General features: G+C 75.9%; 12 protein-coding genes and 1 tRNA gene. 7 read left to right on the forward strand and 6 right to left on the reverse strand.

The features are described from left to right. Positions 1–107: 107 nt before the first annotated feature. Positions 108–1049, reverse strand: coding sequence for an SPFH domain-containing protein (locus L6E17_RS12660; protein WP_236240840.1), 942 nt, complete (start codon positions 1047–1049; stop codon positions 108–110). A gap of 592 nt (positions 1050–1641) precedes the next feature. On the opposite strand from L6E17_RS12660, the gene L6E17_RS12665 reads away from it, so the two are divergent. Then, a complete protein-coding gene (locus L6E17_RS12665; protein ID WP_236240912.1) occupies positions 1642–1782 on the forward strand; it encodes a hypothetical protein in 141 nt (46 codons plus the stop codon). Between the two features lie 932 nt (positions 1783–2714). On the opposite strand, the gene L6E17_RS12670 is transcribed toward L6E17_RS12665, so the two are convergent. Beyond that, positions 2715–4106 (reverse strand): peptidoglycan-binding protein, encoded by a 1392-nt coding sequence (locus L6E17_RS12670; protein ID WP_236240841.1) that lies wholly within the window; start codon positions 4104–4106, stop codon positions 2715–2717. Between the two features lie 196 nt (positions 4107–4302). On the opposite strand from L6E17_RS12670, the gene L6E17_RS12675 reads away from it, so the two are divergent. Next, positions 4303–4376: transfer RNA gene (locus L6E17_RS12675), tRNA-Lys, on the forward strand. Between the two features lie 72 nt (positions 4377–4448). Here L6E17_RS12675 and L6E17_RS12680 read toward each other — a convergent pair. Further along, complete coding sequence (locus L6E17_RS12680; protein ID WP_236240842.1) at positions 4449–5111, reverse strand: class F sortase; 663 nt, start codon at positions 5109–5111, stop codon at positions 4449–4451. A 2-nt stretch (positions 5112–5113) separates the two neighbouring features. After that, entirely contained in the window at positions 5114–5377 is a 264-nt protein-coding gene (locus L6E17_RS12685) for a hypothetical protein (protein WP_236240843.1), read from the reverse strand. A 1415-nt stretch (positions 5378–6792) separates the two neighbouring features. Between L6E17_RS12685 and L6E17_RS12690 the strand changes: the two genes are divergently transcribed. From L6E17_RS12690 to L6E17_RS12705, 4 genes are all read left to right on the forward strand, one after another. After that, the gene (locus L6E17_RS12690; RefSeq protein WP_236240844.1) at positions 6793–7572 is read left to right on the forward strand and encodes an HAD-IIA family hydrolase; all 780 of its coding nucleotides are present in this window, start codon (positions 6793–6795) and stop codon (positions 7570–7572) included. A gap of 653 nt (positions 7573–8225) precedes the next feature. After that, positions 8226–9260, forward strand: coding sequence for a ScbA/BarX family gamma-butyrolactone biosynthesis protein (locus tag L6E17_RS12695; RefSeq protein WP_236240845.1), 1035 nt, complete (start codon positions 8226–8228; stop codon positions 9258–9260). A gap of 90 nt (positions 9261–9350) precedes the next feature. Beyond that, positions 9351–10007, forward strand: a complete 657-nt coding sequence (locus L6E17_RS12700; protein ID WP_236240846.1) for an HAD family phosphatase — start codon at positions 9351–9353, stop codon at positions 10005–10007. Positions 10008–10070: 63 nt separating this feature from the next. Continuing rightward, complete coding sequence (locus L6E17_RS12705; protein ID WP_236240847.1) at positions 10071–11288, forward strand: cytochrome P450; 1218 nt, start codon at positions 10071–10073, stop codon at positions 11286–11288. 71 nt (positions 11289–11359) lie between these two features. Here L6E17_RS12705 and L6E17_RS12710 read toward each other — a convergent pair whose 3' ends face one another. Continuing rightward, positions 11360–12883, reverse strand: coding sequence for an FAD-dependent monooxygenase (locus L6E17_RS12710; protein ID WP_236240848.1), 1524 nt, complete (start codon positions 12881–12883; stop codon positions 11360–11362). Positions 12884–12901: 18 nt separating this feature from the next. Next, complete coding sequence (locus tag L6E17_RS12715; RefSeq protein ID WP_236240849.1) at positions 12902–14509, reverse strand: MFS transporter; 1608 nt, start codon at positions 14507–14509, stop codon at positions 12902–12904. Between the two features lie 157 nt (positions 14510–14666). Here L6E17_RS12715 and L6E17_RS12720 point away from each other — a divergent pair, with 157 nt between their 5' ends. After that, complete coding sequence (locus L6E17_RS12720; protein ID WP_236240850.1) at positions 14667–15011, forward strand: helix-turn-helix transcriptional regulator; 345 nt, start codon at positions 14667–14669, stop codon at positions 15009–15011. The last annotated feature ends 150 nt before the right edge of the window (positions 15012–15161 follow it).

Raw genomic sequence — 15161 nt, forward strand, 5'->3', positions numbered from 1 at the left:
GGGCGTGCTGCGGTGCTGCCGTACCGTCGTACGGGCCGTGCTGCGGTCTAGACCAACTCCCAATCTAGGGACATGAACTCGTCATGTCCATACCAATCGCAGGCGGCTCACGCGCCTTCGACCGGACCGCCCCGCCCCGCGCAGAACGCCACGGTGAGGTCCTTGACCAGCGCCTTGCGGTCGTAGTCGTCCAGCTCGACCAGACCACGCGCGGTCAGCCGGTGGACCACGTCGTCCACCGCGTCGACCACCCCCGACAGCACGGCGTCCCGCTGGTCCGCCTCGATCGCCGCGATCCGCCGCCGCCGCATCGCGGCCGCGATCTCGGGGGCGTACTCGATGTGGACCGGCTGCGCGGAGAACACCTCGATCCCGACCGGCGCGCAGGCGGCGGAGAGCGTACGGGTCAGGGCCTCGCCGACCGCGTCGGCGTCCCGGAGCGTCGGCGCCTCGCCGCCGCCGGAGCGCGGCGCGTCGACGGGCCGCCGGGACAGCACCCGGGCCAGCGCCGCCTCCACCTGCTCCCGCAGGTACGTCTCGTGGTCCGCCACCGCGAAGGCCGCGCGGACGGTGTCCCGGATCCGCCACACCACCAGCACCACGACCCTCAGCCCGGTGCCGCCCGCGTCCACCGCCGCCACCGGTTCACTGCGCCAGTGCCGCATCCGCACGTCGAGGCGGCGGCGCAGGAGCAGGGGGCTCACCCACACGAGGCCGGTGCGGCGGACCGTGCCCCGGTACTCGCCGAACAGCGTGAGCACCCACGCCGTCCCCACCCTGCTGCGCGTGAGGCCGCCGAACGCGAACAGCACGAGCAGCACCCCGACCGCCAGCAGCAACGCCGGCCCGAACGCCAGCCCCCGGTACGGGCGCACCGGCAGCCCCAGCAGACCGAGCAGCCCCTCGGGCACCGCCCCGGACCACCACGCCACCACCGCGCACGCCGCGAGGGCGGCCAGCCCGGCCAGCACCGCGACCCAGCCGGGCAGCACGGCCCCCGGCCGCTCGACAAGACGCGGCTCGACCTGCGCCGACCCGGCCTCCGGCACCGCCGCCGGCCGTCCGGCCGCGGCCCGGCCACCGGCGGCCCACTTCCCCGCCCCCGGCTGCCGGGCCCCCGGCCCGCCGCCCGGTTGCCCGCGTGCCGGCCGGGGCGACCGCCGCGCCCCGGCAGAACGGCGAACCCGGCGAACCGGGGCCCGCGCGCCCGCCGTTCGGGCTGCGCGGCCTCCTCGGGCGCGGACTGCGGCGCTGCGTCGCGCCGCGGGGCCGGGTCGCGCTGCGGGGCCGGGTCGCGCTGCGGCGTCCCCGGGGCGGCTGCTCCAGGCGGCGGACCGCGATGTCCCGCCGGGCGGCGGGGCGCACGGCGAGCGGAACCGTCACCGGACCCAGCGGCATGGTGGCCGCGGGGTCCTGCGACAGGTCGGTCGACCGTCCGCGCGGGGTGCCCGAAGCGGTGCCGCCCGCGGCCCGGCGGACAGCCCGGCCTGCTGCCGCCCCTCCGCCTCCGCTCCGGCCGCCGGTTCGGGCTCCGGCTGCGGCCGGCGTTCCGGGGACGGCGCGGACGGCGCCGTCGGGGCGTCCGGATCGGCCGGCCTGACGGGCGTCACCGGATCGGTCGGCGCGCCGGGCGTGACGGGCGTGACCGGAGTGACCGGCGCACTCGGCATGACGGAGGCGGAGGAGACCGCAGAGGCGCGGGAAGCGGCAGGGGCCGCAGAGGTGGGGGATGCGGAGGAGGCCGCAGAGGTGGGGGATGCGGAGGAGGCCGCAGCCGCGTGAGGGGCCGAGGAAGGCGCGGAGGTACGGGAAGCGGGGGAACTCCCGGCGGCGGGCGCAGCGGTGGGGGCCGGCGAGGCGGCGGACGCGCCGGGTGCCGTGCGGGCGGCGGACGCACCCGGTGCGCCGGGGCCGCCCGCCGCGCCCCGCTCGACGGAGACACCCCGATCGACGGAGACACCCCGATCGGCAGAGGCGCCCCGGTCGACGGAGACACCCCGGTCGGCAGAGGCGCCCCGGTCGGCAGAGGCGCCCCGGTCGGCTGGTCCGCCCCCGGGGTCGGGCCGCGCCCGTCGGTGGAACCGCCTCGGTCCGCTGATCCGCCGTAGTGGGGGTCGCGGCCCGGTCGGCCGATCCGGCGCGCTCAGCCGAGGGGCCGGTGCCGGCCGGTGCGGGCGCGCCCGCCGGGCTGGCGCCGCCGACCGGCGCCGACGGCGCCGCGGCCGCGGGGCCCGCCGGCGCAGCCCGGCGCACGGCCGCGGAGAGGTCGGCCGGAACGGCGGCCACGGTGGTCACACGGCGCCGCGGCGCCGACGCCCGCTCACGCTGCGGCCGCTGCTCCGGTGACGGCGCCGGCGCCGGCTGCGCCACCCGGGCCCGGGGCGGTTCCGCTGCCCCTTCGGTGACCGGCGTCTCGCGGGGCGCCCCGGCCGGTTCGCCGCCGCGCGGTGCCGTCGCCGGCGGGGCGGGCTGGGCCGGCGGGCCCGCCAGGGGCGCCAGGCTGGGCGGGGCCGCCATCGCGGCCGAGATCACCCGGGTGGCCGCCCTGGCGGGCGCCGACGGCCGGGCCGGCTTGGTCCGCGGGCCCAGGGTCGGGGGGAACGGCAGGTCCGTCATGGGGATGGACCCGGGCGGCGCCTCGTCCGCGGCGGGGGGCGCGGGCTCCTGGTTCGGCGTGGTCATCGTGCGGGCCTCACGCTCGTCGCTGTGGTCGGTCATCGGAAGAGCCGCCTCCATGTCTCCGGGCCGGGGTAGCCGTCGGCGGCGCCGCCGCGCCAGCCCTGGGCCCGCTGGAAGTCCTGGACGTTGCGCCGGTCGGCCTCGCCCCAGCGCGGGGTGGGGCCTTTCCGGTAGTGCCTGCCGTAGCCGCGCTTCACCAACTGGCGGCCCAGCAACTCGACGTACGTGTTCGACTGGCCGGGCCGGAAGCGGCCGCGGCCGGGGTAGGACGGGACGGCGCCCGACGGGGCGCGGGTGGCCGCCGCCGCCCCGCCGACGTCACGGCCCTTGCCGTGCACCAGCAGCCGCCAGGTGTGCGGTCCCGGCAGGCCGTCCGCCTCCTTGCCCCGCCAGCCCTGGGCCCGCTGGAACGCCTGCGTGGCCCGCCGGTCGGCCTCGCCCCAGTGGGGCCCCGGACCCTTGGCGTAGTAGCGGCCTGCCCCGCGGGCGACCAGCATCCGCCCGAGCTCGGTGATGTGCGGGTTCCGCGCGCCGGGGCCGAACGCCCACGGGCCGGGGAAGCCCGCACCCGCGGCGCCAGGGGCCCCGGTGCCTGTGCCGGTGTCGGCGTCGGTGTCGGTGTCGGTGTCGGACGGCGCCTCGCCGCTGATCAGCCCGTTGTAGCGGTAGGCCAGGTAGCGGTCGGAGTTCTTCCAGTACGCCAGCGGCGTGGCCTGCTTGCGGGTGTACGGCTTGGTCTGCTCGTACGCCACGTAGTGGGTGCGGCGGTAGTCGGTCCAGCCGCCGAAGATCGTGACGTGCGAGCCCTTGGTCGGGTTGTCGGGGTTGTGGAACAGCAGGATGTCGCCCGGCTGCAGTTCGCTGCGGTCCAGCCGGGTGGCGAACCGGTGCAAGGTGCCGGTCCACTCGTTGCCGGGGAGGTTCCAGGCCATGGAGACGTACCCGGAGCAGTCCTGGCGGTAGCCGTCGGACCAGTACTTCTCCATCGAGTACGGGACGCCCTCGGCGACCCAGCGCTTGGCGCGGTTGATGATGTCCGCGCGGGTGGTCCTGGGCAGGTCCTGGCGGGAGACCGGGCCGCTGGTGGGCCCGGGGTGCGGGCGGCCGTGCAGGCCCTCGGCCCAGCCCTGCGGGGTGGGCGGCGGCGCGGCGGAACCGGCGGGGCCCAGGGGGTGGGACGGGCCGGCCGGGTGGACCGCGCCCACGGCGCCCGCACCGCCGCCGAGGACCACGCCCGCCGCCGTGGCGAGGACGAGGGCACGGCGGGCGCCGTGCGCGGCGGGGTGCCCGCCGGTCCGCACCGGGAGGCGCAGCGCGAGCTCCCGCCGCCACCGGGCGCAGCCGGGGCAGGGACAGTCGGCGGCGGGCTCGTACTCCTCGAAGACCGGGACGGTTGCGACCATGTGGTTGTTCCCCTCCACGCTCATCACGCTTCGTTCGTCCTGATGCACGGGCGCCAGTCTCTCGACTGTCCTGACATAACGCATTTTGACGGTTGAAAAGGAAAAAACGACCATCCGACGGGCGTGGCGAGTCGGAAAATCGGACCGCGCCCCGCCGCCGGGGCCGGCCGGGTGGTGCGGGGCACCCCGCGGCATCGGGTAGAGTTGTGCAGGTCAGCAGGCGCCGCTAGCTCAGTTGGTTAGAGCAGCTGACTCTTAATCAGCGGGTCCGGGGTTCGAGTCCCTGGCGGCGCACAGACGGAAGAAGCCCCTCGCGGAAGCGGGGGGCTTCTTCGTGTCGGCCCGCGGGCGCGGCCGGTGCGCGGGTCAGCGGACGCCGGTGAGGTACGCGGACACCACGACGTTCGCGCTGTAGGTGCCGGAGGCCCGGTCGAAGGTGCCGCCGCAGGTGATGAGCCGCAGCTCGGCGCGGCCCGGGTCGCGCCGCCCGTAGGCGCGGTCGGCGTCGAAGCCGCGGCGCGGCAGGACACCCACGTCGTCGACGGTGAACTCGGCCAGCACCCCGTCGGCGCGCCGGACGCGCACGACCGCGCCGGGCCGCACGGCGGCCAGCGTGTGGAACACCGCCGGACGGGTGTCGGTGTCGGCGTGGCCGACGAGGAGGGCGGCACCGTCCGCGCCGGGCGCGGTCCCGGCGCCGTACCAGCCGACGGTCTGCGGCATCTCGTACGGCGGCGCCTCGATGCCGCCGGCCCCGTCGAGGCCGCGCGGGACGATCGGCGCGGTCACGCCCAGGGACGGGACCTCAAGCCGCTGCGGGGCGGCGGGCGGGAGGGGCGGCACGGGCGGCGGCAGCGGTACGCCCCGGGGGCGGCCGACGGCGGCGACGTCCCCGGTCGCGGGGGCGGACAGGGCCCCCTGCCCGTGGGTCACCTCCTTGCCCCAGAGCCAGAGCACGACGAGGACCAGCGCCCAGACCAGCCCCACGGCGAACCGTCCCGCACCGCCGGCCCCCGCCTCCCTGCCCATGGTCACTCCGTGCCGAAGCGGGTGTCGGCGTGCCGGGCACGCTCGGCGTGCGAGGCGTGTTCGGCCTGCCCGGCGTGCGAGGCGTGTTCGGCGTGCGAGGCGTGTTCGGCGTCCGCACGCCCGGGGCGCCCGCGGCGCTCCGCGTCCACCCGTACCGATCGGCCGGGGCGGCGGGAGAGGTCGGGGCGGCCGGCGGGACCCTCGGAGCCGTCGCGATCCGGCCGCACGGCGCCTTCGGGGCGGCCGGGGGCAGGACGGTCGGACACGGGACAGTCGAGTGCAGGACCGTCGGGCGCGGGGCGGGAGCGGGCAGGACCGCCGGGGGCAGGACCATCAGGCGCAGGACCGCCGGACCCAGGACGGTCGGACACGGAACGGTCAAGTGCAGTACCGCCGGGGGCAGGACCGCCGGGCCCAGGACCTCCAGGCGCAGGACCGCCGGCCCCGGGGTGGTCCGGGTCGGAACCGGACGGCTCGGGACGGTGGGTCTCGGAGCCGGACGGCTCGCGGCGATGGACCTCAGAGCCGGACGGCTCGCGGCGGTCGGCCTCGCGGGCGGCCGGACCGACCGCCGCGGCACCGAGCGAGTCAGCGCTGCGGCGGTCGGCGCCCAAGGAATCGGCGCCCAGCGAATCGGCGCCGAGGCGGTCGGCGCCCACCGAAGCGGATCCGCGTCGGCCGGCGCCCACCGAAGCGGCGCCGAGGTGGTCGGGCGCCCAGGGCTCCGTGCCCGTGGAGTCGGTGCCGGCGGGGCCGGTGGCGCGGCGGTCGGCGCCTCGGCCGTCGGGTTCGCAGGGGTCCGTGCCGAGGGGGCCGCCGCCGGGAGGGCCGGCCGCGGGGCTGCCTGGCCGCCTGCGGCGGTTGCCGCGCAGGGCGACGGCCACGGCGGCGACGGTCGCGAGGACCAGGCCGATGACGGCGTGCCGGGTCCCGGGCCCATGCTGCTCCGCCGCACCCGGCCCGGCCACGCTCGGCATGTCCGCGGCGAGGGCGGCACCTCCCCGCCCGCCCGGACGGCGGCGTACGGGGTGGGCGGCGGGTCCGGGGAGACGCGGACGCTGCCCGCGGCCTCGTAGGTGCGGCCGCCGCAGTCGACCAGGAGGGCGTAGGCGCCCTCGGCGGTGCCGGACCGCACGGTGGTGTCCCCGCGCAGGGTGCCGCCCTCGGCGCCGGACAGCTCGACGTCGGTCACGAACGCGGCCGACCGCACGGCCCCTCGGTCCGCGCCGCACCCCTCCACCCGGACGTCCAGGTCCGCCCCGGGCGCCACGACCTCCGGACTGGCCGCCACACCGACCCGCGCCTCCACGGCCCCCGCCTCCGGGACCACCCCGGATCCGAGTCCCAGCCCCGGCCCGAGCACCGCCGCCACCACGGCGACGACCCCTCCGGCACGGAGAGCAAGCACTCCTGTGCGCATCGTGAACCTCCTCGTACTGGAAGCGTCACGCCTCCCCGCGCTCCCCGCATCCCGAGCCGCCGGCCCGGCACCCGCCCGGCCGACCCCCGGACCGCCCCTACCGGCCGGTAGAGGCGCACGGCCCGGCACGGTGAACGGCCGTCCGCCCGCGGAGGCCGGGCACCCCCGGGCGGCCCGGCACCGAGGAACTAGGCTGAGGGCGTCGCGGCACAGCGTCGTCCCGGCGGCCCCAGCAGGTCCTCGCGTACAGGAGAGCGGCACATGGCAGAGCGCAAGCCCATCACCTCGTGGCTGACCGACATGGACGGCGTGCTGATGCACGAGGGCGTCCCCGTGCCGGGCGCGGACGCCTTCATCCGGAAGCTCCGGGACTCAGGGCGGCCGTTCCTCGTGCTCACGAACAACTCGATCTACACCGCGCGGGACCTGCACGCGCGGCTCGACCGGATCGGGCTCGACGTGCCCGTCGAGAACATCTGGACCTCGGCGCTGGCGACCGCGAAGTTCCTCGACGACCAGCACCCCGGCGGCTCCGCCTACGTCATCGGCGAGGCCGGGCTGACGACGGCGCTGCACGACGTCGGGTATGTCCTGACGGACACCGAGCCGGACTTCGTGATCCTGGGCGAGACCCGCACGTACTCCTTCGAGGCGATGACGAAGGCGGTGCGGCTCATCAACAACGGGGCCCGGTTCATCGCCACGAACCCGGACGAGACCGGGCCCTCGGCGGAGGGCGCCCTCCCGGCGACGGGCGCGGTCGCCGCGCTCATCACGAAGGCGACCGGCAAGGAGCCCTACTTCGTGGGCAAGCCGAACCCGCTGATGATGCGCACCGGCCTCAACACCATCGGCGCCCACTCGGAGAGCAGCGCCATGATCGGGGACCGGATGGACACCGACATCCTGGCCGGACTCGAAGCGGGCATGGAGACCTTCCTCGTGCTCACCGGCCTGACGGCACGGGCGGACATCGACCGCTTCCCGTACCGGCCGACCCACGTGAAGGAGTCCATCGCGGACCTGGTGGACTTCGTCTGACCGGCGGCGGCCGGCCCCCCTGCCGCGGGCGGGGCCGGCCGCCGGCCCGTCAGGAGGCGGTGGCGCGGACGCCGTCCAGCACCCCGTACCCGCTGTCCGCGCCGGCGCAGTGGAAGCGGAGGGGCACCGAGGACGCCCCGGCGGGCACGTCCGATGCCGGCCAGTGCCCCCGTGTCCCCGCCGGCCTCCCGGCCCGCACGGCGACCGACTCGCCCACCGGGACGCCGCGGATCCCGGTTCCGGCCCGATCGGCGGCAGCGCAGCCGGGTCGTACAGCAGCCTCACGCAGGTCTTGACGGCGTCAAGGCGGAGGGCACGAGCGTGGCGGGATTCCTCCCGCACCCGGCCGGACCGAGGGCAGACGTCACGCCGGAGCATCCCGCACCCTCGCCTTCACGCTCACCTCCCTCCGCCCCGCCCTCCACCGCGGCGGCGCGCCGTTCGCCCTTCTCCACGCCGGCACCCGCCCCGCGCCACGAGCACCCGAAGCAGTCACCGCGCGACCGTCTCGGGGCCGACAGCGAGCATCCGGGCACCCCTTGGCGAATGGCCGAAACCATCACCCACCTGCTGTGACCATCGCCACGGACGAGAATGATCGAACCTTGGTACGGTCATTTTCGAACCTGCCTTACTCAAGGGGGAACCGAGGCATGTCCATTTCTGGAAACCACGGTCTGTCCTACGCGGCGACCGTCTCCCGGCAGCTCGTCCACCGCGCCGCCATCTGCGAGGTGTTCCTGACCGACACCCAACAGCGCTCTGACAACGATTTCCTGATCGCCGCACAGCTCCCGCGGGTGCACAGCTACTACAGCGACCACCTGGCCACTCCGGCCGCCTACGACCCGCTCCTGCTGCTCGAAGTGTTCCGGCAGACCTCCATCCTGGTCGCCCACGAGCACCTCGGCGTGCCGCTGGGCGCCAAGTTCAGTTTCAACACCGGTGAGTTCACCGTCCTCGACACGGCAGCCCTGCAGATCGGGCCGCTGCCCGGGCACGCGCTGCTCACCGCCTCCGTCACCGCCGAGAAGCACCGCGGCGGCGAACTCGTGGGCGTGACACTGGAGATGCGGCTGGCCGTCGACGACCGCGCGGCCGCCGCCATGACCATGGCCATCCAGTGGATGCCCGGCGAGGCCTGGGACCGGTTGCGCGCACGCGGCCGCGCCGCACTCGACCTGGACACCCCGCGCGCCCTCCCGCACCCCGGCGGGCGCCGGCTGTCCCCGGCGGCCGTCGGGCGGCGCTCACCGGCCAACGTGGTCCTGGCCGAGACCGCGTCCATCGGCCGCGGCGTCGTCGCGCAGGTCGTCGTGGACCAGGCGCACCCGGCGCTCTTCGATCACCCGCTGGACCACATCCCGGGCGCGCTGTTCTTCGAGGCGTACCGGCAGACCGCCCTGCACGCCGCCCACGAGCTCCTCGGGCTCTCGCCGGAACGGCTGACGCTCACCCGCTGTGACGCCTCCTTCGCGCGGTTCGGCGAGTTCGAGCTGCCCACCGTGTGCCGCGCCGACCTGGTCGACGACCCCGGAACCCCGGGCGCGGCGGTCTTCCGGATGGAAACCCTCCAGGAAGAGACGGTGATCTCCACGGCGGAGATCGCCCTGCGGTGCACCAGCCCCATGGGGCGGATCCTCGTTCCCGCCACGTCCGTGCCGGCAGAGGCCCCGGCCCCCGCATAGCGGTCCGGCCCGCCCCTGCCCCGGCAGCGCGCCGTCGCGCGCGGCCCACCCTTCCACCATCCCGTTCACCGCCCCCAGGAGGGCGCCAGCATGCCCCTGCCCATGATCTGGTTCGACTTCGGCGGCGTCCTCTCGCCCCCGCTCGACGACCTCTACGACGCCTACCACCGCAAGACGGGCATCCCGCCCGCCTGTCTCCAGGCCGCCATGAAGGAGGTGGCCTCCGAGATGGGCGTGCCGACCCTGGCCCCCATCGAGACCGCCGCCCTCACCGAGGCGGAGTGGGGGAGCCGGCTGCGCCGCGTGCTGACGGCCCGCCACCCCGGACTCGACCTCGGCCGGGCGCGCCTGGAGACCTTCGGCGAGCAGTGGTTCGACGGCGTCACGGCCAACCCCGTGATGGTGTGCGCCCTGCGGTACGCCCGAGACAACGGCTTCCGCGTCGGCATCCTGTCGAACAACGTCGTCGAGTGGGAGCCGTACTGGACGGCGATCGTCGCCCCGGCCGGCGAGGTCGACTGCCTGATCGACTCCTGCAAGGCCGGTGTCCGCAAGCCCGACCCGGCGATCTTCGACCTGGCGGCCAAGACGGCCGGCGCGGCGCCCGAGGACTGCGTCCTCGTCGACGACCTCGCCGAGAACTGCGCCGCCGCCCGCGGACAGGGCTGGCGCACCGTCCACTTCCGCGACAACCACCAGGCACTGAACGACCTGCGGCAGCTCACGGGCCTGCCCAGCATCCTCTGACGCCCGCGGCACCCGCACGCCGCCCGCGTCACCCGACCGCGACCACGAAACGGGGCTCCCTCCATGGACCTCAGCACCTCCGCGACCACCGTCAGCACGGTGTTCCCGCTCGCCGGCGTCCCCCGGCTCGACGCGCCGCCCGCCTACACACCCCGGCCCGGCCGCTCCACCGGCGGACTGCCGCTCGTCACCCTCCCCAGCGGCCACACCGCCGTGCACCTGACCCGGTACGCCGACGTACACAAGGTGCTCGCCGACCCGACGTTCGCCCGCGCCGAGACGAACGTCGACGACGGGCCCAGCTTCCTGCCCACCACCATGCCGCCCGAGCTGCTGCTCAACCTCGACACGCCGGACCACGCTCGGATGCGCGGCTTCGTCACGGCCGACTACAGCTCCGCCGGTGTGGAGCGGCTGCGCCCCACCGTCGACGCCGTGATCGACGAGCTGTTCGCCGCGCTGCGCGCCCAGGACCGGCCCGACCTCTTCCGCACCGTCCTCGACCCGCTGCCCGTCACCGTCAACTGCCACTTCCTCGGCATCCCCGTCGAGGACATCGCGTACTTCCGGCCGTTCTCCCGCACCGTCCAGATCGCCTCCGGCGATGACGTGCCCACCCTCCTGGACCACTTCTGGAAGGTCTACGGCTACGTCACCGACCTGGTGACCGGCGCCCGCCCCACCCGGGCCGACGGCCTCATCGCCCGCTTCGTCACCGCCCGCGGCACGGTCGAACCGGCACTCAGCGACAAGGAGCTGGTGGGCCTGCTGCTCGGCTCGGTGCTCGGCGCGGACCAGAACATCCTGTCCGTCCTCACCAAGGCCGTGTACACCCTGCTGTGCGCCCCGCCGCTGTGGCGGCGCCTCGTGGACGACCCGGACGTCGCGCCGCGACTCGTCGAGGAGCTGATCCGGCTCATCCCGCTCGGCACGATCTCCACCTTCCCGCGCGTCGCCACCCGCGACCTGGAACTCGCCGAAGGCACCGTCCGCACCGGCGACATCGTCTACGCCGACGCCTTCGCCGCCAACCGCGACCCGGACGTCTTCCCGGACCCCGAGGTCATCGACCCCGACAGGACGGGCAAGCGGCACCTCCAGTTCGGCTACGGCATGCACCACTGCATGGGTGCGGCGCTGTCCCGGCTGGAGATCACGACGCTGCTCACCCGGCTCGCCGGGGAGTTCCCCGGGCTGACCCTGGACGCCGACCCCGAGGCGCTGCCGTGGGACCACGGCACGCTGCTGCGCCGCCCCGTGGCCCTGCCGGTGCGCTGGTAGACGCGGGCACCGGCCCGCGCGGGACGCCCCGGCCCCGGCCTGTCCGGGGTCCGGGGCGTCCCCGCGTGCCCTCACCCGGCGGCGGGCAGCGGCGCCGGGTCGCGGGGCTCGCCGAACCACTGGCGCAGCGCCCCGCCCAGGTCCTCCGGGGTGGCGGGCCGGCCCTGGGCGGACGTCCACGCCACGTACCCGTCGGGGCGCAGCAGCAGCGCGTCCCACGGCAGCCGGTGCAGGGAGCGGGCCCGCACGACGTCGACCGTCCGCGACCACGCGCCCGCCGCATCGGCCAGGCGCCGGTCGGCGTCCGGGAACAGCAGCACCACCGGCCGTCCGGCGTGGAGCAGCGCGGCCACGCACGTCTGCGCGCCTCCCGCCTCCAGCGGCAGGTTCGGCAGGAAGCGCCCCTGCCAGGGCGATCCCGGCGCGGCGGGGTACGCGGTCTCCTGCGCGCTGATCATGTCGCCCAGGTGAGCGCTGACCTGGTCGAGTCCGAGGAGTTCGGTGAACAGCGCGCGCAGCGGCGCCATGTCGTCGCCCGGCCGCATCAGCGCGAGCTGGGCCCGGGTGTTGTCGACGACGCGGCGGCCCGCCGGCCGGCGCTCGTCGTGGTACGTGTCGAGCAGGCCCTTGCCCGCCTCGCCGCGCACCACCAGGGCCAGCTTCCAGGCGAGGTTGAAGGCGTCCTGCAGGCCGAGGTTGAGGCCCTGCCCGCCGACCGGGAAGTGGACGTGCGCGGCGTCGCCTGCCAGCAGGACGCGGCCGTCCCGGTAGCGGCGGGCGAGCCGGGCGAAGTCGCTGAACCGGCTCGTGAACACCGCGTCGTCCATGGGGATGTCGTGCCCGGCGATCCGGCTCGCCGTGGCGCGCAGCTCGTCGAGGGTGACGGGGGCGTGCCGGTCGGGGTGCGGGCCGTCGAAGTCGAAGGTGATGACCCGGCTGTGCCCGAACGGGTTGACGTTGACGACGGTCCAGCCGCGGGGTGTGAGGTTCCAGCCGGGCGGTGCGCCCGCCGGGTCGAGCAGCCGGACCTGCCCCAGCAGGGCCGCGACCCTGGGCCGGTGCTCGTCGGACGCGATGCCCGCCAGGGCGCGTACGGCGCTGCGGGCGCCGTCGGCTCCGACGGCGTAGTCGGCCGTGACGGTCGCGTGCCCGCCGTCGCCGAGCCGCGCGGTGAGCTCCACCCGGTCGGGGTCCTGGACCAGCCCCACGACCTCGTGGCCCCGGCGGATCTCGACGCCCAGCGCGCGGGCCCGTCGCTCGAAGGCGCGTTCCAGGTCGGCCTGGGAGCGCCCGGCGATCGGCCGGCCCTCGACCGCCGGGGCGCTGATGGTGAGGCCGGGCAGCCCGGCGAAGTGGAAGGGGGTCGTGGCCGCGCTGTCCGGATCGCGGCCGGGTCCGGTGGGCAGGTAGCCGCGCCGGGCCAGGGACTGCACGGTGCGCGCGTGCAGGGTCCCGGCCTTCGGCTGGTCGACCGTGCGGGCATGGCGCTCCAGGACGACGGTGCGGACACCGTGCAGGCCCAGTTCGGCGGCGAGCAGCATGCCGACCGGCCCGCCGCCGACGACCGCGACACCGTAGTGCTGTGTCGGGGACATGAGAGGGTCCTCTTCGCTCTAGGCCCGGGTGGCCGTGCTGCCGCCGCGCCGCCACAGGGCGATCACGACGAGGAACAGGACGAGGCAGACGGCGGCCAGGACGTACAGGAGGGTGTCGAAGGCGGAGTCGTAGGCGCCGGTGAGGAAGTCGGCGAAGCGGTCCCGCTGGTCGGCCGCGACGCGTTCGGCCGCGGCGGCGAGGTCGCCGCCCGCCACCTGGTTGGCGATCCCTGCGGGGTCGCCGGCGTCCGGGAAGCCGTCGATGCCGGTGCCGATCTTCGCGCCGATCGCGGTGGCCAGCATCGAGCCGTACACGGCGACGGCGACGGCCTCGCTGCCGAGGCGCAGCGTGTTGAGGAACCCGGCCGCCATGCCGGCCTTCTCGGGGGCGACGTTCTCCAGGGCCTGGCCGTCCACGAGGCCGGCGGACAGGCCCATGCCGGCGCCGGTGACCAGCATCGGCAGGGCGACGACGGCGAGGGAGACGTCCGGGCTGAACAGGGTGAGCGCGATGTCGCCGACGACCAGGCACGCCAGGCTCGCATACAGCAGGCCCAGCGCGGGGACGCCGCGGGCGACCAGCTTCGCGGCGAGCATCGGGCAGACGAACACCGGCAGGGTGAGCAGCACCATGACCAGACCGGCGCCGCCGCTGGTGTAGCCGCCGACGGCCGTCAGGTACGTCGGCAGGTACGTCAGCATCGTCACGAACCCGAAGGACGCGGCGACCGGGACCAGGCACAGCGCGAGGAACCGGGTGTTGGCGAGCACGCTCAGGTCGAGCATGGGATGGGCGCGGCGCTTCTCGACCGCGGCGAAGACGGCGAGGACGACGACCGTCCCGGCGAACAGGCCGAGCACTCCCGCGCTGCCCCAGCCCCACTGCGAGCCCTGCACGATACCGGTGGTCAGCAGCAGCATGGCGACGACGAAGAGGGCGCTGCCCGCGACGTCGATACGGGCGCCGGTGCGGCGCTGCTCCGTCACCGAGCGGGCGATGGCGGGCACGGCGAGCAGCACGAGGCCCAGGGCGACGGCGTGCAGGGCGAAGATCCAGCGCCAGCCGAGGGTCTGCACGAGCGCGCCCGAGACGGACGGGCCGATGGCGACGCCGATGCCCGCGACCGTGCCGAAGAGCGCGAAGGCCTTGGCGCGGGCCGGGCCGGTGAAGACGGTCGACAGGATCGCGCTGCCGCACGAGAAGATCGCCGCGCCGCCGAGACCGGCCAGGCCGCGGGCCGCGTCGAGGAGCAGCACGTTCCCGGCGAGGGCGCTGCCGAGCGAGGCGACGGCGTAGATGGCGGCGCCGGCGGCGAAGGCCCGTACGCGGCCGATGATGTCGGCGATCGAGCCCCAGGCGAGGGTGAAGCAGGCGAACGCCACGTTGAAGGCGTTGACGACCCACTGGAGGGGGACGAGGCCCGCCTGGGTGTCGGCGCCGATGCCGGGGAGGGCGACGGCGGTGCCGGAGATGGAGGTGGGGACGACGAAGACGGCGAGCAGGACGGCGGCGAGCGTGAGCGTCTGCCGGGGGCCGGCCGGCGGAGGAGCGGGGGCGGGGCCGGCAGCGGCTGCCGGGGCGTCAGGCGGGGCCGCGGACCCGGCGGGCTCGGTCTCTGTGGACATGCGTGGGCACTCCGATGGAGGTTCGGTTTTGGTCGAACCTAAAGGTGGCACGGGGCATAGGTATGATGCAAGTAGAACCTCCCCCGCGGACCTGCCCGCCCCGCCCCCCTGAGCACGCCGTACGCCGGGTACGCCCCCCGATAGAGGAGCCGCCGCCATGCCCGACGCAGAAGGACACCCGTCAGTCGAAGAGATGCACCTGCGTTCCGTGATGAACGCCCTCGCGGACCCGCTGCGCTACGAGGTCGTCTCCGTCCTCGCCCACGCCGCCGAAGGCGCCGAACGGCACTGCTCGTCCTTCGGCCTCCCCGTCTCCAAGTCGACGCGCAGCCACCACTTCCGCATCCTGCGCGAGGCCGGGCTGATCCGCCAGGTCGACCGGGGCAACAGCCGGATGGCGCAACTCCGCACGGACGACCTGGAGACGCGCTTCCCGGGCCTCCTCGACCTGATCAGGAAGAACCCGCCCCAGCCTCTCTCCGGCCCCTCGGCGGCGCCCTGACGCCGACCGCGGCGGCGCGCGCCCACGCACCCGGCCCGGTCTCCTGCCGCGGCCTTCCGCCGGCCCTGCAGCGCAGGGCGGCGGCCTGAGCCCGCGGACGGCGGAGCAGCGGCGGCCACTCCGCCGCCAAGCGGTCCGACCCGGCCCGGC

This window comes from Streptomyces sp. CC228A (assembly GCF_021390935.1).
GTDB lineage: Bacteria > Actinomycetota > Actinomycetes > Streptomycetales > Streptomycetaceae > Streptomyces.

Excerpts from the sequence above, each read along its gene's own strand:
- L6E17_RS12670 (WP_236240841.1), bottom strand. The coding sequence starts at position 4,106 with ATGAGCGTGGAGGGGAACAACCACATGGTCGCAACCGTCCCGGTCTTC.
- L6E17_RS12680 (WP_236240842.1), bottom strand. The coding sequence starts at position 5,111 with ATGGGCAGGGAGGCGGGGGCCGGCGGTGCGGGACGGTTCGCCGTGGGG.
- L6E17_RS12690 (WP_236240844.1), top strand. The coding sequence starts at position 6,793 with ATGGCAGAGCGCAAGCCCATCACCTCGTGGCTGACCGACATGGACGGC.
- L6E17_RS12695 (WP_236240845.1), top strand. The coding sequence starts at position 8,226 with ATGTCCATTTCTGGAAACCACGGTCTGTCCTACGCGGCGACCGTCTCC.
- L6E17_RS12700 (WP_236240846.1), top strand. The coding sequence starts at position 9,351 with ATGCCCCTGCCCATGATCTGGTTCGACTTCGGCGGCGTCCTCTCGCCC.
- L6E17_RS12705 (WP_236240847.1), top strand. The coding sequence starts at position 10,071 with ATGGACCTCAGCACCTCCGCGACCACCGTCAGCACGGTGTTCCCGCTC.
- L6E17_RS12710 (WP_236240848.1), bottom strand. The coding sequence starts at position 12,883 with ATGTCCCCGACACAGCACTACGGTGTCGCGGTCGTCGGCGGCGGGCCG.
- L6E17_RS12715 (WP_236240849.1), bottom strand. The coding sequence starts at position 14,509 with ATGTCCACAGAGACCGAGCCCGCCGGGTCCGCGGCCCCGCCTGACGCC.
- L6E17_RS12720 (WP_236240850.1), top strand. The coding sequence starts at position 14,667 with ATGCCCGACGCAGAAGGACACCCGTCAGTCGAAGAGATGCACCTGCGT.